Genomic DNA, 18,641 nt, shown 5'->3' on the forward strand with positions numbered 1-18,641 from the left:
CATTTACTTGAGTTCAATTTTGGCGGTAGTACCGCGAATCTTGTCCGTCAGATCGACGGCCTGTCCGTTAAAGCTCAACTGCACCTGCGCCGCATTGCCGATTTTCAGCTGGAACGGCGGTGTTCCGCTCAATTCCTTGCTGGCACCGGCTTCCAGGGTACCAAACTGCAGCTTTTTACCGTTGGCATCCACCACGGAAATCCAGGCGGCCTGATGCGCGCTGAGGGTAAGCCTGCCACTGCCTTGCTCTGCCGGTACGGCCGCACTGGCGGCTGTCTTGCTGACAACAGGCGAAACTGCAGCCGGTACACTGGCGCTCACCACCGACGCGGCAGCCACCACAGGTTTTTCCACCTCAGCAAGCGGCACGCTTGCCGTGCTGCTCTGGCCGACTGCCGCCGAGGCTGCCTGTTCAGTCAGCATGGGTTGCAGCGTTGGGCTAGTTGCAGCCACCGGTTTATCCGGTCGGCCAGCGAACCAGGCCGCCACGGCGATGACCACCACGGCTAAAGCCAGCAGTCCCAGCCATTTGCCAGCCTTGCTGCCAGCAGCAGCCGGGGACGAAACACGCGACAGGGTCTGTGCCGTGCCAGAAGGCTCGGCTTGGTGTTCATGCTTGACGAGGTTGACCACGTCATTGACTGCCGACGGAAAATGCTGCTCCAGCCTGGCCATCAGCGGTTCCGGATCAACCCGGAGAAAGCGCGCGTAATTCCGGACAAAACCACGGACAAACGTTGCACCCGGCAATTGCTGGAAGTCATCATGTTCAATGGCTTCCAGTTGCCGGATGGACAGCTTCAGCCGGTCTGCCACTTCCCCCAGACTCATGCCGGCACGCTCGCGCTCTGCTTTCAACGCAGAGCCGACACCCAGGTCGGCAGGCTGGCCATTTGCGTCCTGTTCCATCTTCAGCTTCCGCTTAACAACAGTTGTGTTTCTCTGGAGTCCGGGTATCGGTTCTTCAACATGGCGGAATACTCCGCCTCATGCGCCCGGTCCCCCCCTTTTCTGGCAATCTGCACGCCCAGCCACAATACATCGGCCCCCAATGGCGCGTTGCCTGCCGCCTGCTGCAGGCGAGAGAAATAAAAGGACGCCAGCTTGGCATTGCCCAGCTCCAGATGCAAGGCTGCCAGCTCACGCAACGCAGGTAAATAATTGGGAACAAGCCGCAAAGCCGTCAGCAGATAGTCATTGGCCTGGGTCGTTTCACCCAGTTTTACACTGCAACGGCCCATGTTCAGATAGGCCGTTTGTGGTGTCTGATACAGCGGATTGCCGATTGCCTTGGCCAGATAATCCATGGCCTGTCGCGGGCGGTCATGCTCGCACAGGAACTGGCCATAGTTGTTATTGGCTTCCGGACTGGAAGGATCGACCTGCAATGCCTTCAGAAAGTTCTGTTCCGCATCAGCATCCAGATGCATCAGATTGAAGATATAGGCACGGGTCAGGTAAGCCCCGGCAAAGCTGCCATCCGCATTGACGGCATCGTTGGCCGATTCCAGCGCAATCGGCAGATTGCCGAGGGAAGCATATTCGACGGCCAGCTGGCTGCGGATTTCCGCCAGTTTCCGGTTGGCCGGAGCGGCGAATGAGGCACAGGAATACGCCAACAGGCTCACTGCCATCCACACTCGCCACTTGATCATTCGTCGTTCTCCTGAGCGATCTGCATCCATTTGACCTGACGGCGGGTCTTGTCCATCACCTGCCCTGCCAGTTGCCCACATGCGGCATCGATATCGTCGCCACGGGTTTTCCTTACGGTAACCACGTAGCCCTGCTCCTGCAACATTTCCCGAAAAATCCGGATTGCATTATTACTGGAGCGATCGTACCCCGAATTCGGGAAAGGGTTAAACGGAATCAGGTTGAACTTGCACGGAACATCCCGCACCAGTTCCAGCAACTGGCGTGCGTGCTCTGGCCGGTCGTTGATGCCGTCCAGCATCACATATTCAAAGGTAATGAAATCGCGCGGTGCCTTTTCCAGATAACGCTGGCAGGCGGCCATCAGCTCCTTGAGCGGATATTTTTTGTTGATGGGGACGATTTCATCGCGAATGGCATCGTTGGGTGCGTGCAGGCTGACGGCCAGCGCCACCGGACAGGCTTCGCGCAGTCGGTCCATTTGCGGTACCAGGCCGGAAGTGGACAGCGTAACGCGGCGGCGGCTGAGGCCGTAGCCGTGATCGTCCAGCATGATTTGCAGGGCACTGACCACATTGTCGAAGTTGGCCAGCGGTTCGCCCATGCCCATCATCACGACATTAGACACCACGCGTTCATTTTTCGGGGTAATCCCCATGGCCTTGTTGGCCCACCACAGCTGGCCGATGATTTCGGCAGTGCTGAGATTGCGGTTGAAACCCTGGCGGCCGGTGGAGCAGAAAGTACACTCCAGCGCACAACCCACCTGGGATGACACGCACAAGGTGCCGCGCTCGTCTTCCGGAATGAACACGGTCTCCACACCGTTGCCGGTGCCGACGTCAAGCAGCCACTTGCGGGTACCATCACTGGACGCCTGCCCGGTCATCAGCGACGGCACGCGCACCTCGGCACGCTCGTGCAGTTTGGCACGCAGGCTTTTGGCCAGGTCGGTCATCGCGTCGAAATCGTCTTCGCCCATCTGGTGCATCCAGCGCATCACCTGTTTGGCACGGAAGGGTTTTTCACCCATGGCGGCAAAGTGTTCGGTCAGCTGGTCCAGATTGAAGTCGAGCAGGTTGGTTTTCATGCAGTCCTCGGTAAAACAGCGGCAGCCACAGGGCTGCCGCCAGATACATCCATTACGGCAAATCGAGATTAACGGGAGTAGATCTCGGAAGCGGCAAAGAAGTAAGCCACTTCGATGGCAGCGTTTTCAGCGCTGTCGGAGCCGTGTACGGCGTTAGCGTCGATCGATTCGGCGAAGTCGGCGCGGATGGTGCCGGCGTCAGCCTTTTTCGGGTCGGTGGCGCCCATCAGTTCGCGGTTCTTGGCGACGGCGTTTTCGCCTTCCAGAGCCTGGATCATCACCGGGCCGGAAACCATGAAGTCAACCAGGTCCTTGAAGAAAGGACGTTCTTTGTGTACAGCGTAGAAGCCTTCGGCTTCAGCGCGGGACAGTTGCTTCAGCTTGGCAGCAACCACTTTCAGACCGGCGGATTCGAAACGGTCGTAGATCTTGCCAATCACGTTCTTGGCGACGGCATCCGGCTTAACGATGGACAGGGTACGTTCAATTGCCATAAAAATCTCCCAAATACTCCCAAATAACAGAACAAGTGGCTAAACTAGGCTTTAGTTTATCCACTCGGGTTACGCAATTCTGAGGAACCCGATATTTTACCAGCCTTTTCAAGCCTCTGCTGCATAAAAATTCAAGGCCATGACAGAACAAAATCAAGGGCAGGACCCCGGCACCGGGCCGGATGAAAAAGACCTCAACAGCAAGCTGAAAAAGCGCCTGGCAATTGCCGGCGGCCTGGTTGCCGTGGCACTGGCGGCCATACCGGTGCTGGATGGCATGAAAAAGCCCAAGGTGGAAATGACTGCCAGCACACCGGCAGGCAGCTCTGGCAAGATCGTCAACCCGAGTTCTACTCCAGCGGCAGAGGCTCCCGTACCGGAAGCTACCCCGGCCAGCGCTCCGGTGGTTGAGGCCAGCGCACCGCTGACAGATGCCGGTACATCGCCTTCGCCTGCCGCACCCCTTGCAGCCCCCCCGCAGACCCCGGATGTCAGCAAGACACCTGCAGTTGCCAGTGCCAAGCCGGTATCACCACCAGTTTCCCACGTACCCGCCAGCAAGCCCGCGGCAAAAGCTGCCGCAGGCACCGGTACAACAAGCCCAGCAGCAGCCCCCGTGGCCACACCACATAGCGTAGCCAGCAAGCCGGCCCCGGCAGCCGCAGCACCACAGCCCACCGCCGCCACAGTAGCCACTGCGGAGAGCACACCGCTGGTGCAGAGCGTGCCGCCGGTGAAAGCCAAGCCGGAAGGCAGTTCACTGGGCTACAAACTACAGCTGGGCCTGTTTTCCAGTACCAGCAATGCAGAAAAACTGGTGAAAGAGCTGAAAGCCAAGGGCATTGAAGCCCATACCGAAACTCGCGTCCAGCTGGGCCCGTTCAAGAACCGGGCCGAAGCCGACGAGGCCATGGCCAAGCTGCGTAGTCTGGGCTACACCCCGCTGCTGGCTCCCGCCGGACAGTAGTTGCACCAAACAGCACACCGGCCCGCCCTTCAACAAGGCGGGCCTTTTTTTTGCCCCGATGAAAAAAGGCAGTCACGGCTGCCTGAAGGTCGATCAGAGGATGCAAACCATGTCCGGAGCACGAGAAGCCAGGCGATAAGCGTGGCCCCTCTTGCTGCCGCTCAACCCAGGGTTGGCATGGCAAATTCTGCGCTCTGCACCTGCCCGGCCGGCCAGCGGCTGGTAATGGCCTTCATGCGGGTATAAAAGCGCACGCCTTCCGGGCCGTGCATGTGATGGTCGCCAAACAACGAAGCTTTCCAGCCGCCAAAGCTGTGGAAGGCCATCGGCACCGGAATCGGGATATTGATACCCACCATGCCCACCTGGATGCGATGGGCAAACTCACGCGCGGCACCGCCATTGCGGGTAAAGATGGCCGTGCCATTGCCGTAGGCGTGCTGGTTGATCAGACGGATGGCCGCCTCCAGCGTGTCCACCCGCAGCACGGCGAGCACCGGGCCGAAGATTTCTTCCTGATAGATGGTCATCTCTGGCGTGACGTGATCGAACAGCGTACCACCGATGAAGAAGCCTTCCTCGCAGCCCGGCACCACCAGGCCACGGCCATCCACCACCAGTTTGGCCCCTTCGGCCACACCCTGCGCGATATAGCCACTCACCTTGTCCAGATGCTGGCGCGTTACCAGCGGGCCCATTTCGGCCTTGGGGTCGGTACCGACATTGATGCGCAGCTGACGGGTACGCTCGGCCAGCCGCGCCACCAGCGTGTCAGCCACCTCACCCACCGCCACGGCAACGGAGATGGCCATGCAGCGCTCACCGGCCGAACCATAGGCCGCGCCCATCAGCGCCTCGATGGTCATGTCCAGATCGGCATCCGGCAGCACCACCATGTGGTTCTTGGCCCCGCCCAGCGCCTGCACCCGCTTGCCGTGCGCGGCACCGGTTTCATAGATGTAGCGGGCAATCGGGGTGGAGCCGACAAAGCTGACCGCCGCTACATCCGGATGGGTGAGCAGGCCGTCCACCGCCAGCTTGTCGCCTTGCAGCACATTGAACACGCCATCCGGCAGCCCGGCTTCTTTCAGCCACTCGGCAATCAGCAGCGCGGCGGACGGATCACGCTCGGATGGCTTGAGGATGAAGCTGTTGCCGCAGGCCAGCGCCACCGGGAACATCCACATCGGCACCATGGCCGGGAAGTTGAACGGCGTGATGCCGGCGACCACGCCCAGCGGCTGGCGCATGGTCCAGGCATCCACGCCGGTGGCTACCTGCTCGGTATATTCGCCCTTGAGCAATTGTGGAATGCCGCAGGCAAACTCCACCACCTCCAGCCCGCGCTGCACTTCACCCAGGGCGTCGGATTCCACCTTGCCGTGTTCGCTGGAAATCACCGCCGCCAGTTCGCGCTGGCGCTCCTCCAGAATGCTTTTGAAACGGAACAGGACACGTGAGCGCTTGAGCGGGGACAGCGCCGCCCAGGCCGGAAAGGCCGCATGGGCGGCTGCCACGGCGGCGGCTACATCTTGCGGTTCGGCCAGGGCCACTTCGGCCTGCGGACGGCCCGATGCCGGGTTGAACACGGCAGCATGGCGTTGTGCGGCACCAGCAGTACGCTGGCCATTGATGAAATGCGGAATCTGCAACATGGTTTCTCCTTGCGCCGGGCCAGCCGGGGGCCTGCCGGTCAATAGACGGCATCAAAATGATTTGAGGGGTAGCTTTGTTAGGTGCAGCCCGGCCCATGAGGCAGGCCGGGCTGCGCGGTTTCAATCAGGCAGCTGCAACAGCCATTCGTGCTGCGGGTCGTTGTGGAAGGACCACTGGCGCTTGGGCCCAGCCATCACGTTGAGGTAATAGGACTGGTAGCCATAGGGCACACATACCGGGTGATAACCACGCGGCACCATCATCACGTCGTGGTTTTCCACGGCATGCGATTCGTCCAGGCTGCGGTCGTCGGTATACACGCGCTGGAAGGCAAAGCCCTGCGGTGGGTCGATGCGGTGGTAATAGGTTTCTTCCAGTGCGCTTTCTGCTGGCAGATTGTCCAGATCGTGCTTGTGCGGCGGGTAGCTGGAAGAATGGCCGGACGGGGTGATCACCTCCACCACCAGCAGGCCATCCGCCGGCTCGGTCTGCGGCAGGATGTCGGTTACATAGCGGGTGTTGGCCCCCTTGCCGCGCACGCTGCGCTGCATGCTGGCAGGTGCAATCAACCGTACTTCGCGCCCCGGCTGGCCGGGTGCCGAGCACAAGGCCACTTCGGCCGGCGTCAGTGCCCTGATGGTAAGAGGCTCTCCGGCCGGGACATACACCGCCCACGGTGCCTGCTCGTCGAACACGCTGCTGCGCTCGCCCAGGCTGTCCCAGTGCTGCGCCCCGGCCTGCACGGCCACCTTGCCGGTCAGCACCACCAGACAGCATTCGCGCCCGGCATCCTGCCAGCTTTCCTGATCACCCACATCCAGTCGCACTGCGCGGAAACCCACATGCTGCCAACCGGCGCTTTGCGGGGTGATGTCGGCAATTTCACGTCCCTTGCCTGCCTTGACCAACAAGCTCATGCCACATTCCTTTCCTGCTGATTGATGGCCGCCACCAGCGATGACAGGGTGCGATAGCCCTTGTCGGCGTATTCATAGCTGGGGGCAACGACCGGGTCCTGCTCGGCCTCCACCACCAGCCAGCCACTGTAGTCGTGATCGGCCAGGGTGTGCAGGATGGCAGCAAAGTCGATGCAGCCATCGCCCGGCACGGTAAACGCACCATTGATCACTGCCTGCAAAAAGCTCCAGTTGCCGTTCCAGGCCTGCTTCACCACTTGCGGGCGCACATCCTTGCAATGCACATGCACCACGCGGGCAATATGTTTGTTCAGCACCGCCAGCGCATCGCCCCCGGCGAAGGTAATGTGGCCGGTATCAAACAGCAGGCCGACTTCCGGGCCGGTCACCGCCATCAATTGGTCGATATCCTGCGCGGTTTCGACATAGGCCCCCATATGGTGGTGGTAGGCCAGGGTAATGCCGCGTGATTGCAGATGGCGGGCAAATTCGTTCAGCCGCGCGCCATAGGCCAGCCACTGCTGCGGGCTGCTAAAGCGCGGGCGCTTGTACAAGGGCTGGGGCTGGCCCTGGATGGCGCTGGCCACCTCGCCATACACCATCACCTTGCAGCCGTTTTGCACCAGCAATTGCAGATGAGGCTCGACGCGGCGGATTTCCTCTTCCACGCTGTTTTCCGCCAGATAACCGGAATGCCAGCCGGAAACGCACTCCACGCCATAAGGCTGTAATACGGCAGCCAGCGTTTGCGGGTCGCGCGGAAACTTGTTGCCCAGCTCGAAGCCCTGGTAACCGATGCGCGCACCTTCGCGCAAAATGGTGTCCAGCGTGACTTCTCCGCCCAGCGAGGGCAGGTCGTCATTGCACCAGGAAATGGGGTTGATGCCGATTTTTACCTTGAATGGCTTGCTCATTATTGTTCTCCCGGGTGCTCAGCGCGGCTGGCGACGGCTGCGCCAGATGTCGATCAGGGTTTCAAAATTGCCACGGGCGGCAGCAATCAGCCCGGCGTCGTCCAGTTCGCCGGCCAGCCAGCGTTGTGACGGTTCGTGGAACAGCGTGCGTCCCACCATGAAACCACGGCAGCTGCGGCTGGCTGCCGCATCGGCAAAGCCCTGACGCAGCACATCCAGCGAAGCGTGCAGGCCCAGCAGCACCACACCACGGCAATAAGGGTCACGCTCGGCCAGCAGCGCATCCACCGCCTGCCATTGCGCGGCCGACATGGATTCCAGCTTCCACCACTCCGGATAGATGCCCAGATTGTAAAAACGCTTGAGCGCGCGCAGCACGGTATCCGGCTGTTGCGGCAGCTTTTTCGACGGAATTACTTCCAGCAGCAGCTCGTGGCCGCTCAGTTGCGCCGCCTCGTAAATGGCGCGCACCTGGGCTTCCTGCTCCAGCCGGTTTTCCAGCGTGTCGTCCGGGTGGTACTGCACCAGACATTTGATGATGTGTTCCTGCGGCCAGCTTTCCAGCCGGGCAGTGGCGGTACGGCCACGGTCGAATTCCAGCGGGTTGGAACCGGGCAGCTCCACCGGTCGGCCTATCCACCAGCCGCGACCGGTGGCGGCATACATGGCATCCTCGCCGTAGCGGTCGTCCACCAGAATGCCGATGTGGCCCTGCAGTTGCAGCGCGCTTTCGGTTTGCGCCACCGCCTCCACCAGCAGGCGCTTGAGCACGGAAATGCGCGCCTCGTCCGCCCCGCTTTGCCGCGCCAGCTCGAAAAACTGGTTGCGGTGGTCGAAGGCAAACACGCACAGGTCATCCCATTGCTTGCGCTTGATGCTGACCCGGTGCAGACGGCTGAGCGTGGCATCGTCACCCGGTCGCAGCGGTGTCTGTTCCAGACCGAGGAAATAATCCAGTTCGGCCGGGGTGGGCATGGCTGGCGAGCAGCCATGGCGCGACACCACCAGTGCGCCGCAGGCATTGGCACGGGTGCAGCACCAGCCATAGTCGCGGCCATGCAGCCAGCCGGACAGGAAGCCGGACAGAAAGGCATCGCCCGCGCCCAGTACATTCATCACTTCCACCTGCGCGCCCTTGACCGATAACGCATCCTCGATGCGCACCGGGATGGCACCCGGAATCACCGCGCAGCCCAGCGGGCCGCGTTTCACCACCAGCGTGGCCTGCGGAGCCAACTGGCGCACGGTAGCCAGGCTGGTGAGCAAATCGTCCGAGCCCCCGGCGATATTGATTTCTTCTTCGGTACCGACAATCAGGTCGAACAGCGGCAGTACCGATTGCAAATGGGCAGTCACACCATCGCTGGCGATATAGCGCTCCTCGCCATTGCCACGGCCGGTAATGCCCCACAGCACCGGGCGATAGTCGATATCCAGCACGGTGCGCACATCGTGCTTTCGTGCCAGCGCCAGCGCCTTGCGGCTGGCGGCATTTACCTTGGCGGTGGAAAAGTGGGTGCCGGTAATCAGCAGCGCCTTGCTGGAGGCAATGAAGTCTTCATTGATATCCGCTTCTTCCAGCGCCATGTCGGCACAGTTTTCACGGTAGAACAGCAGGGGGAAGGTATCGCGGTCCTTGATGCCCAACAGCACCAGCGCGGTAAGCCGCTCCGGGTCTACCTTCACCTGGCTGACATCACAGCCTTCGGCAGACAGGGTGTCCAGCAGGTAGCGGCCCATGTGTTCGTCGCCCACGCGGGACAGCATGGCCGACTTCAGGCCCAGCCTGGCAGTACCGAAAGCGATATTGGCGGAGGAGCCGCCCAGATAGCGGGCAAAGCTGCTGGCGTCTTCCAGCCGGGCTCCCAGTTGGCGGGCATACAAGTCGATGGCCAGTCTGCCCAGGCAGATCAGGTCCAGCGGTCGGTCGGCAGCAAAATGGGTGGTGTTTTGCATGATGTGCATTCTTTGTCTCGTTGAGTGACTGTCCGCCGCTGCGGCCCGCCTCCACCCGCCCGGGGAAGTGCGCCGTCAGCCATATCGGTGAAGTCCAGCATAAATCGGCGGCCTGATGAATGCAACTTTTTTTTCGTATTTATTTTCTAATAGAAATTATTTTCCGAAAAATGTTTTTGTAGTGCGCCGGTTTCACTCTAAAATGACCGCATCCAGACTGCCGGAAATTCTTACCATGACCAAGGAAATGAGCGCCGATCAGCTCATGCAGCGCATTGCCGAGGAATACGAAGACCTGAGCAAGCAGCTGAAGGTGATTGCCAAATACATAGAAGAACACCGCCAAACCCTGGTACTGGAACGCATTACCGACATTGCCCAGGCCTGTGAGGTGCAACCTTCCGCCATCGTGCGTTTTGCCCAGCGCTTTGGTTTCAGCGGCTTTTCCGACATGCAGACGGTGTTTCGCGATGCCTTTGCTCCGGCCGGTGGCAATGTCAACAACTACCAGAAGCGCATCCGCAGCGTGATTGCCACCCAGGACACGCCGCTGAGCAATACCCAGGTGACGCAGAACTTCATCACGGCCTGCCAGCAAGGGCTGGATGATCTGTCCGAGGCACTGGACCCGGTGGCCATCGACAAGGCGGTGGAGCTGCTGGTGAAGGCGGACAATATCTATGTGGTGGCGGTGCGGCGCATGTTTCCGATTGCCAGCTATATCAGCTATGCCTTGCAGCACACTGCCAAGCGGGTGCATCTGGTTTCCGGCCTGGGCGGCATGTACCACGACCAGATCCGCAGCATTCGCGAAAACGACTTGCTGATCGCCATCAGCTTTCAGCCCTATGGCAAGGAAACCCGCTACTGCGCCCGGGTGGCTGCGCAGAACAAGGCAAAGCAGCTGGTGATTACCGACAGCCAGTTAAGCCCGCTGGCACGCAATGCCGACGCGGTGCTGACGGTAAAAGAGGGCACGGCGTTTTCCTTCCGTTCGCTCACCAGCACCATCAGCCTGTGTCAGGCCTTGTTCATTGCCCTGTCTTACCGGCTGGAACTGGTGATTGAAGAGACCCGCGACGCCGGGGCTTACGACGACTGATCAGCAAGGACGACATGATCAGGCCCGCGCCGGTCAGTTGACTGGCGCTCATGCTGCTGCCAAACCACCACCAAGCCAGCGCGGCAGTCCACACCGGCTCCAGCAGCAGGATGAAAGCGGAACGCTGCATTGGCACCCGCGCCTGCGCCCAGCCTTGCAGGAAGAAACGGCCACAGGTGGCCAGCAGAATGCTCACCAGCAGCCAGCCCCATACCGTGGGGCTGAGACTGGCCGGCCAATGTTCCACCATTGCACTGCCGGCAAAACCGGCCAGCCCGGACAGCAGCAGCTGCAAGGCGGTCAGGCTTAATGCAGCGGCCTTGGCACCCGCCCTGCCGTTCAGATTGAGAAACACCGACATCGCCAGCGCGGACGCCAGAAACAGGCTGTCTGCCGCGCCCAGCTGCCAGCCACCATGCAAGGCCATGGCCGCCACGCCCAACGCTGCCAGCGGCATGGCCCACAAGGTTTGTGCCAGCAGCACGGTGCCAAACATCAGCCGAGCCAGTACCGGGGCCAGCACCACCCCCAGGCTGCCGATGAAGGCCCCCACCCCCAGGTTATTGCTTTGCTGCAAGGCCAGCATCCACAGCACCATGGCCAAGGCCAGCATTACCGCACTCCACCAGCTGCTGGCCGGCAAACGCCATGGCAGCGGCTGGGCACGCCAGCGCGCCAGCACGGTCAGCAGCGCGCCGGCCGAGGCAAAGCGCACTCCCAGAAACAGCAGGGGCGGCATGCCGCGCAAGACCTCCTTGGAACACAGCCAGCCAAAACCGGCAATCAGGGTAACCAGCAGCAGCGTGGCTTCCGCCAGACCGGGACGTACGGCACGATTCAAGAGCAGGACACCTTTTCGCAACAATAAAAAACGGGAAGGCTAGCCTTCCCGATCAACACCCTGCTGAGAGATTCTTGCCGCAATGCCATGCTGCATGCGAACAGCGGGGTGTGACACCACCTGCAGTTTAACTGTTGTCACCCCCGCTGTGTGATAGCGGTCTATCAGCTGCGGCGATTACGCTGGCGGTACTGGTCTGCCACCACGGCCACCACGATGATGATGCCTTTGACGATTTCCTGGTAATAGGCGTCGATACGCAGGAAGGTGAAGCCGGACGTCATGGTGCCCAGAATCAGCGCGCCAATCACCGTGCCGGTAATCTTGCCCAGGCCGCCATTGAGCGAGGTGCCGCCAATCACCGCAGCGGCAATCGCGTCCAGCTCGTACATCATGCCCATGCCGGCCTGGCCGGATACCGCCCGCGCCGAGGTCACCACCCCGGCCAGACCGGACAACAAGCCGGCCACGGTGTACACCAGAATCAGGTGGCGGTTGACATTGATACCGGCCACCCGAGCTGCCGCACGGTTAGCGCCAATGGCGTAGGTGTATTTGCCGTAGCGGGTGTAGCTGAGGATGATGTGGAACACCAGCGCAGTAATCAGAAAGATGATGATGGGGTTGATGCCGGCACCAATCGCCGCATAGTGGTCCGACAACATGCTGATGGGTTCACCCTGGGTGTACCACTTGGCCAGACCACGGGCGGTCACCATCATGCCCAAGGTGGCGATGAAGGGCGGGATCGCCGTTTTGGCAATCACCGCACCGTTGATCAGCCCACACACCAGCCCCACCAGCAGGCCGGCGGCCAGCGGTGCGATTACCGGCAGGTCGGTCAGTGATGGGAATACCGCGCGGGCAAAGTCCGAAGTTTGCGCCAGACTGGCCGACACCATGGCGGTAAGTGCCACCACCGAGCCGGATGAGAGGTCGATGCCGCCCATGATGATGATCTGGGTAACGCCCACCGCGATGATGCCGATTACCGACACCTGTAGCACCATCACGATCAGTCTTTCCTTGTTGGCGATGAAACTTTGGCCAACAAACAGCCAGCCCAATAGTTCAAATACCAGGGCCACGCCCAGCAGCACCATGAAGATGCGCGCTTCGGCGGGAAGCTTGAACCTGAACGCGCCGGACTTGGGGGATTTGCCCAGTGCTTGCGTATTGCTGATTGCCATTTTGTCTTCTCCTGCTGTTATTGTGCTTGGCTGCTCAAGCGTCTGACGCTCAACCGGCAGCCAGCGTCATGATGCTGACCTGGTCGGCATCGGCGCGATCGACAATGCCGGTCACCCGGCCCTCGTGCATCACCATGATGCGGTCACTCATGCCCAGTACCTCGGGCAGCTCCGACGAAATCATGATGACGGCCACGCCCTGCCCGGCCAGCTTGCAGATCAGTTTGTGGATTTCTGCCTTGGCACCCACGTCGATGCCACGGGTGGGTTCATCCAGAATCAGTATTTTCGGGTTGGTCAGCAGCCAGCGGCCTATCAATACCTTCTGCTGGTTGCCACCGGACAGGTTCTCGATGCGTTCTTCTAGATTCGGGGTTTTCACCCGCAGCGTGCCGGACATGGCCGCGCACATTTCATCCAGCGCCTGTTGCCGCACGAAACCGGCCTTGAGATTGTCTCCGCCCAGCACTGAAATCTGCATGTTTTCCTGAATGCTCAGGTTGAGAAAACAGCCGGTGTCCTTGCGGTCCTCGGTGAGAAAGGCCATGCCGTGCTGCATGGCAGTGCGCGGCGAATCCACCGTCACCGCCTGGCCATGGATGCGGATCTGGCCGCTGCTGGCCGGGCTGACGCCAAACAGGGTTTCCGCCACATTGCTGCGACCGGAGCCGATCAGCCCCGCCACGCCGAGGATTTCCCCCTGGCGCACGGAAAAGGACACATCGTGGAATACGCCATCGAGGGTGAGCTGTTCCACTTCCAGCGCCACCTCGCCAATCGGCACGATGGTTTTGGGGAACATCTCGGTGATTTCGCGCCCCACCATCATGCGGATCACTTCATCATGGCTGAGCTGTTCCACCCGCTTGCAGCCGATGAAATGGCCATCGCGGAATACCGACACCTCGTCGGCAATCTCGAACAGCTCGTTCATCTTGTGGGTGATGTAGATGATGCCCTTGCCCTGCTCGCGCAGCATGCGCACGATGCGGAACAGGTGGGCGACTTCGTGCTCGGTCAGCGCTGAGGTGGGTTCGTCCATGATCAGCACGTCGGAGTTGTACGACACCGCACGGGCAATCTCCACCATCTGGCGGCTGGAAATGCTCAGGCTGGCCACCTTGGCTTCCGGGTCCAGATCAATCGACAGCTGGGCAAACAGCTCGTGCGTCATCTGGTACATTTTGGCGTGGTCGATCAGGCCGAAGCGGTTCAGCGGCTCGCGGCGGATCCAGATGTTTTCGGCAATGCTCATGAAGGGCATCAGGTTGAGTTCCTGATGAATCATGGCAATGCCGTTTTCCAGTGCGTCCAGCGGCGAAGTCAGCGCGATTTCGCGACCGTGCAGGCGATAGACGCCCTGGTCCGGGATATACACCCCGGCCAGGATTTTCATCAGCGTGGACTTGCCGGCGCCGTTTTCGCCCATCAGCGCATGCACGGTACCGGCACGCAGGCGGAAGGACACATCATCCAGCGCCACCACACCGGGAAAAGCCTTGCGTACACCTTCCACTTCAATCAGCAGCGTTTCGCTGTTCACCGGCGGGTGGGACGGGGCGGCTGCCAGCGGTTTTTCCGGGGCCAGGCTCAACATGGCTTGCTCTCCTCCTTGAGTACCGGGCGGCGCGCTGCTGCGGCCGCCCGCCTCAGCATTAGTTGCGCGACTGGTAGTTCTTCAAGTTGGCCGGGGTAACCAGCTCGAACGGCACCCAGATCATCGACGGCAGCTTTTCGCCACGCGACAGCTTGAGAGCGGTGTCTACCGCACCCTTGCCCTGACCGGCGGCATTCTGGAACACCGTCACTTTCAGCTCGCCATTTTTCATCGCGGTGAGGGCATCCTGGGTGGCATCCACGCCAGCCACGATGGTTTTGTCCAGGCGCTTGGCGGACTTGAGCGCCTGGATGGCACCCAGTGCCATTTCGTCGTTATTGGACACTACGGCATCAAACTGTACGCCGGCACTCAGCCAGTTCATCATCAGGTCGCGACCATCGGTACGCGACCATTTGGCGGTCTGTTTTTCCACAATCCTGATGCCGTTACACGGGGACTTGGCGATGACATCTTCCACATCCTTGGTACGCTGACGCGCGGCTTGGTTGGCCAGATCGCCCATCATCACCACGATATTGCCCTTGCCCTTCATCAGGCGACACACCTCTTTCATCTGCACGGTGCCGGATTCGGCTTCGTTGGAGCCGACAAAGGCCACCTTGGCCGGCAGGGTCTTGTCAGCCGGCATGCGGTTTACGTACACCAGCGGAATGCCGGCGCTTTGCGCCAGCTTGGTGATTTTCGGCGTGGCATCGGTATCCACCACGTTGACGATGATGGCGTCCACTTTCTGGGCAATGAAGTTTTGTACCTGGCTGAGCTGACGACCAACGTCGTTCTGCGCATCTTCAAACTGGATGTCCACACCCTTCTGGCTGCCGGCATAGGTTTTCATGTTATTGCGCAGGACGGTGAGGAAGTTGTCGTCAAAGGCGGACATGGTCACGCCCAGTTTGGCGGCGGATGCCGGCATGGCCAGCATGGTGAGGGAAAAGAACACTGCGGAACCAGCAAGCTTGGTGATGCGTTTCATTGATGCGTCTCCTGTCCTTATAGTGTGGGTTCGATCCCGACATGCCGCCGACCGCTCATGTTGCAGTGCAATGCGATGCGCATATCGTGTTGTCGTGCAGCTAAGATAAGTGAGCGTGTTCAATATTGCAAATAAAATTTCATGCTGCATTGCACATAGAAATTTATTTCTATATTTTTACTTGATGCCTACCGCCAATCAGCCATGCCAGACTGTGTAAAACATGCAGCAAGGTCATGATAAAAAAGGGATTTGATGTAAAAACAGAACAGAAAAATGAAAACAGCCATGCGCTAATGCATGGCTGCTGGCAATAGGTACTGTGGTGATGTCAATCAGGTTCAGGCCGACACCGGCTGGCGCAAGGCCGTACACAGGGCCGCCAGATAGTCGTAGCCCTTCTTGGCGTATTCATAGCTGGGTGCCAGCGCCGGGTCCTGCTCGGCCTCCACCACCAGCCAGCCCCGGTAACCATGCCGTTGCAGCGTGGCCAGAATGGGGGCGAAATCGATCATGCCGTCGCCCGGCACGGTAAACACACCCTTGAGCACGGCATCCAGAAAGCTCCAGTTTTCTGCCTTGGCCTGTTGCATCACCGCCCGCCGTACATCCTTGCAATGCACATGCACCACCCGGTCCACATGCTTGAGCAGCTCGACATAGGCGTCGCCCCCGGCAAAAGTAATGTGGCCGGTATCAAACAGCAGGCCGACATCCGGCCCGGTCAGCGACATCAGCAAGTCCAGGTCGGCACTGGTTTCGCAATAGGCACCCATGTGATGGTGATAAGCCAGCGTAATGCCCCTACCCTTCAGCCATGCGCCAAAAGCATCCAGCCGGGCAGCGTAATCGCGCCATTGCTGTTGGCTGTCAAACCGCGGGCGTTGCGACAAGGGCGTCTGCTGCTGCCCCTGCACCGAACCGGCCACCTCGCCATACACCAGCACCTGGCAACCATTGAACACCAGCTTGTCCACATGGGCAGTGGCTGCCGCAATTTCATCCTCCACCGAGCCCTCGGCCAGATGACCGGAATGCCAGCCGGACACCACCGCCACGCCGTATTCGGCCATCTTGTCGCGCAGCGCCTGTGGGTCCCTGGGAAACTTGTTGCCCAGCTCGAAGCCGGCATAGCCGATTTCCGCGCCCTCCTGCAGACAGGTTTCCAGCGGAATATGCCCGCCCAGCTGCGGCAGGTCGTCATTGCTCCATGAAATGGGGTTGATGCCGATACGTACGTCAAATTGCTGCACTGTCTCGCTCCTTGTCTTTATATATGTTGAACGCTGGCGGCTTACTGGCGCTGGCGCAGCCGGGCTTGTTCATAGTCGGCACGGGCGCTGCGTACCGCTTCACGCGCGGAGACTTCCGGAATGCCTACTTCCCACCAGCTACCGCCTTCTGGCGTGCATTGCGGGCCGTCAATGCGCAGCTGGATCAGATAACTGCGGCTGGCGGCGCGGGCGCGCACCATGGCAGCCAGCAGTTCGGCCACCGAGCCGACAGTTTCGGCCTCGGCGCCCAGTGAACGGGCATTCTGGGCAAAATCGACCTGCGGGATACCATGTTCGCCATGCAGGCAGTCGGCCAGCATATTGTTGAAAGGCTCACCGCCGCAGGCCTGCTGTAAGCGGTTGATGCAGGCATAACCGGCGTTGTCCAGCAGCACCACGATGATCTTGTGACCCAGCATTACCGAGGTGGCCAGTTCATTGTTCAGCATCAAATAGCTGCCATCGCCCACCATCACGATGACTTCGCGCTCAGGCCGCGCCATCTTCACGCCCAGGCCACCGGCTACCTCGTAACCCATGCAGGAAAAGCCGTATTCCATGTGATAACCGCCGGGCGTACTGGTGCGCCACAGCTTGTGCAACTCGGCCGGCAGCGTACCGGCAGCGCACACCACGATGTCGCGCTCGGCCGAATCCGCCACCGAGGCCTGCACTGCACCGATAGCCTCGGCATAGGTAGGCAGGCTGGCACGCGGGCTGCGCACAATCTCGTCCACCTGACGCCGCCAGCCATTGCACAGGCGCTGGCTGTGGGCGGTCCAGTCGGCATCGGCCTGCCAGTCTTGCAGCATGCCACTCAGTGCCGTCAGCCCGACCGCAGCATCGCATTGCAGGCTGTGGCCACCCCACTTGATGGCATCAAAACCATTCACATTGATGGACAGCAGCGTGGCCTGGGCGTACAGCGCATGCGAGCCGGTGGTGAAATCCTGCAGCCGGCTGCCGACTGCCAGCACCAGATCCGCCTGCTCGGCCAGCTCGTTGGCGGCGGGGGAGCCGGTCACACCGATGGAGCCGGCCAGCAGCGGATGATCCCAGCCCAGCGCGCCCTTGCCGGCCTGGCTTTCGCCCACCGGGATGCCGTGGGTTTCGACAAACTGCCGCAGCGCATCCGCCCCGCCCGCGCTGTACAGTACCCCGCCACCACAGACAATCAGCGGCCGCCTGGCCTGACGCAGCAGACCAGCCAGAGCGGCCAGCTCGGTGGGTTCGGGCTGTGGCTGGCGGAAATGGATATCGCGCTCGGCAAAGAAGGATTCCGGCCAGTCAAAGGCCTGCGCCTGCACGTCTTGCGGCAGAGCCAGCGTTACCGGGCCGCACTGTGCCGGGTCGGTGAGGGTGGCGATGGCACGCGGCAAGGCGCTCAGCAATTGGGATGGCACCACGATGCGATCGAAGTAGCGCGACACTGGCCGCAGGCAATCCACCGCCGACACCCCGCCATCCTGAAAATCTTCCACTTGCTGCAATACCGGGTCCGGCGCGCGCGAGATGAACACATCACCCGGCAGCAACAGCATGGGCAGGCGGTTGACATGGGCCACCGCCGCGGCAGTGACCAGATTGGTACAACCGGGGCCGATGGAGGTGCTGATGGCCATCATGCGGCGGCGAAAATGCGCCTTGGCATAAGCAGTGGCGGCCAGCGCCATGCCCTGCTCGTTGTGGGCTCTCAGTGTAGGCAACACATCCTGCGCGGCTTGCAAGGCTTCGCCCAGACCAGCGACATTGCCATGGCCGAAAATGGCCCACACGCCGCCAAACAGCCGCGCCCGGCTGCCATCCGGCATGGTGACAAACTGCGCGGCCAGATAGCGCACCAGCGCCTGGGCCACGGTGAGACGTACGGTTTTCACATCCATTCTCCAGGGGGCGATGACGGCAGCTGACCGGGCGGTGCCAGCCTGTCGTCATCGAGAGTAAGGAACAGCCTGCCACTACGATATAAGATTTGCGTCTGTTTGCAAAT

The 18,641-nt window shown here is 60.8% G+C and carries 16 protein-coding genes; 2 read left to right on the forward strand and 14 right to left on the reverse strand.

Annotated features, from left to right (window positions below; translation table 11 throughout):
• Positions 1 to 3: 3 nt before the first annotated feature.
• From GSR16_RS14950 to ndk, 4 genes are all read right to left on the reverse strand, one after another.
• Entirely contained in the window at positions 4 to 909 is a 906-nt protein-coding gene (locus GSR16_RS14950) for a helix-turn-helix domain-containing protein (RefSeq protein ID WP_159878734.1), read from the reverse strand.
• 2 nt (positions 910 to 911) lie between these two features.
• Positions 912 to 1,655 (reverse strand): type IV pilus biogenesis/stability protein PilW, encoded by a 744-nt coding sequence (gene pilW / locus GSR16_RS14955; protein WP_240902504.1) that lies wholly within the window; start codon positions 1,653 to 1,655, stop codon positions 912 to 914.
• Entirely contained in the window at positions 1,652 to 2,746 is a 1,095-nt protein-coding gene (rlmN, locus tag GSR16_RS14960) for a dual-specificity RNA methyltransferase RlmN (protein WP_159878738.1), read from the reverse strand. The genes pilW and rlmN overlap by 4 nt, the downstream gene beginning before the upstream one ends.
• A gap of 68 nt (positions 2,747 to 2,814) precedes the next feature.
• Positions 2,815 to 3,240 carry a nucleoside-diphosphate kinase gene (gene ndk / locus GSR16_RS14965; protein ID WP_159878740.1) on the reverse strand — a complete coding sequence of 142 codons (426 nt, stop codon included), beginning with the start codon at positions 3,238 to 3,240 and terminating at the stop codon, positions 2,815 to 2,817.
• A gap of 139 nt (positions 3,241 to 3,379) precedes the next feature.
• Between ndk and GSR16_RS14970 the strand changes: the two genes are divergently transcribed.
• Positions 3,380 to 4,207 carry an SPOR domain-containing protein gene (locus GSR16_RS14970; RefSeq protein WP_159878742.1) on the forward strand — a complete coding sequence of 276 codons (828 nt, stop codon included), beginning with the start codon at positions 3,380 to 3,382 and terminating at the stop codon, positions 4,205 to 4,207.
• Between the two features lie 161 nt (positions 4,208 to 4,368).
• Here the strand turns inward: GSR16_RS14970 and GSR16_RS14975 are convergent, their stop codons facing one another.
• The 4 genes from GSR16_RS14975 to GSR16_RS14990 all read right to left on the reverse strand — a co-directional run bounded on the left by GSR16_RS14975 (position 4,369) and on the right by GSR16_RS14990 (position 9,650).
• Positions 4,369 to 5,862, reverse strand: a complete 1,494-nt coding sequence (locus tag GSR16_RS14975) for a CoA-acylating methylmalonate-semialdehyde dehydrogenase (RefSeq protein WP_159878744.1) — start codon at positions 5,860 to 5,862, stop codon at positions 4,369 to 4,371.
• A 120-nt stretch (positions 5,863 to 5,982) separates the two neighbouring features.
• The gene (gene iolB, locus GSR16_RS14980; protein WP_159878746.1) at positions 5,983 to 6,780 is read right to left on the reverse strand and encodes a 5-deoxy-glucuronate isomerase; all 798 of its coding nucleotides are present in this window, start codon (positions 6,778 to 6,780) and stop codon (positions 5,983 to 5,985) included.
• Positions 6,777 to 7,694 carry a myo-inosose-2 dehydratase gene (gene iolE, locus GSR16_RS14985; RefSeq protein WP_159878748.1) on the reverse strand — a complete coding sequence of 306 codons (918 nt, stop codon included), beginning with the start codon at positions 7,692 to 7,694 and terminating at the stop codon, positions 6,777 to 6,779. The genes iolB and iolE (GSR16_RS14985) overlap by 4 nt, the downstream gene beginning before the upstream one ends.
• Before the next feature lie 18 nt (positions 7,695 to 7,712).
• The gene (locus GSR16_RS14990) at positions 7,713 to 9,650 is read right to left on the reverse strand and encodes a bifunctional 5-dehydro-2-deoxygluconokinase/5-dehydro-2-deoxyphosphogluconate aldolase (protein ID WP_159878750.1); all 1,938 of its coding nucleotides are present in this window, start codon (positions 9,648 to 9,650) and stop codon (positions 7,713 to 7,715) included.
• A 235-nt stretch (positions 9,651 to 9,885) separates the two neighbouring features.
• On the opposite strand from GSR16_RS14990, the gene GSR16_RS14995 reads away from it, so the two are divergent.
• A complete protein-coding gene (locus tag GSR16_RS14995; RefSeq protein ID WP_159878752.1) occupies positions 9,886 to 10,752 on the forward strand; it encodes a MurR/RpiR family transcriptional regulator in 867 nt (288 codons plus the stop codon).
• Here the strand turns inward: GSR16_RS14995 and GSR16_RS15000 are convergent.
• The 6 genes from GSR16_RS15000 to iolD all read right to left on the reverse strand — a co-directional run bounded on the left by GSR16_RS15000 (position 10,682) and on the right by iolD (position 18,528).
• Positions 10,682 to 11,593, reverse strand: coding sequence for a DMT family transporter (locus tag GSR16_RS15000; RefSeq protein ID WP_159878754.1), 912 nt, complete (start codon positions 11,591 to 11,593; stop codon positions 10,682 to 10,684). The genes GSR16_RS14995 and GSR16_RS15000 overlap by 71 nt on opposite strands.
• 164 nt (positions 11,594 to 11,757) lie before the next feature.
• Positions 11,758 to 12,783 carry an ABC transporter permease gene (locus GSR16_RS15005; protein WP_159878756.1) on the reverse strand — a complete coding sequence of 342 codons (1,026 nt, stop codon included), beginning with the start codon at positions 12,781 to 12,783 and terminating at the stop codon, positions 11,758 to 11,760.
• 49 nt (positions 12,784 to 12,832) lie between these two features.
• Positions 12,833 to 14,380, reverse strand: coding sequence for a sugar ABC transporter ATP-binding protein (locus GSR16_RS15010; RefSeq protein ID WP_159878758.1), 1,548 nt, complete (start codon positions 14,378 to 14,380; stop codon positions 12,833 to 12,835).
• A 58-nt stretch (positions 14,381 to 14,438) separates the two neighbouring features.
• Entirely contained in the window at positions 14,439 to 15,377 is a 939-nt protein-coding gene (locus GSR16_RS15015; protein ID WP_159878760.1) for a sugar ABC transporter substrate-binding protein, read from the reverse strand.
• 341 nt (positions 15,378 to 15,718) lie between these two features.
• Positions 15,719 to 16,630, reverse strand: coding sequence for a myo-inosose-2 dehydratase (iolE, locus tag GSR16_RS15020; protein ID WP_159878762.1), 912 nt, complete (start codon positions 16,628 to 16,630; stop codon positions 15,719 to 15,721).
• A 41-nt stretch (positions 16,631 to 16,671) separates the two neighbouring features.
• Positions 16,672 to 18,528: a 3D-(3,5/4)-trihydroxycyclohexane-1,2-dione acylhydrolase (decyclizing) gene (gene iolD / locus GSR16_RS15025; RefSeq protein WP_240902505.1), complete on the reverse strand. Its 1,857-nt coding sequence runs from the start codon at positions 18,526 to 18,528 to the stop codon at positions 16,672 to 16,674.
• Between the last annotated feature and the right edge of the window lie 113 nt (positions 18,529 to 18,641).

The organism is Aquitalea denitrificans (assembly GCF_009856625.1).
Classification (GTDB): Bacteria; Pseudomonadota; Gammaproteobacteria; order Burkholderiales; family Chromobacteriaceae; genus Aquitalea; species Aquitalea denitrificans.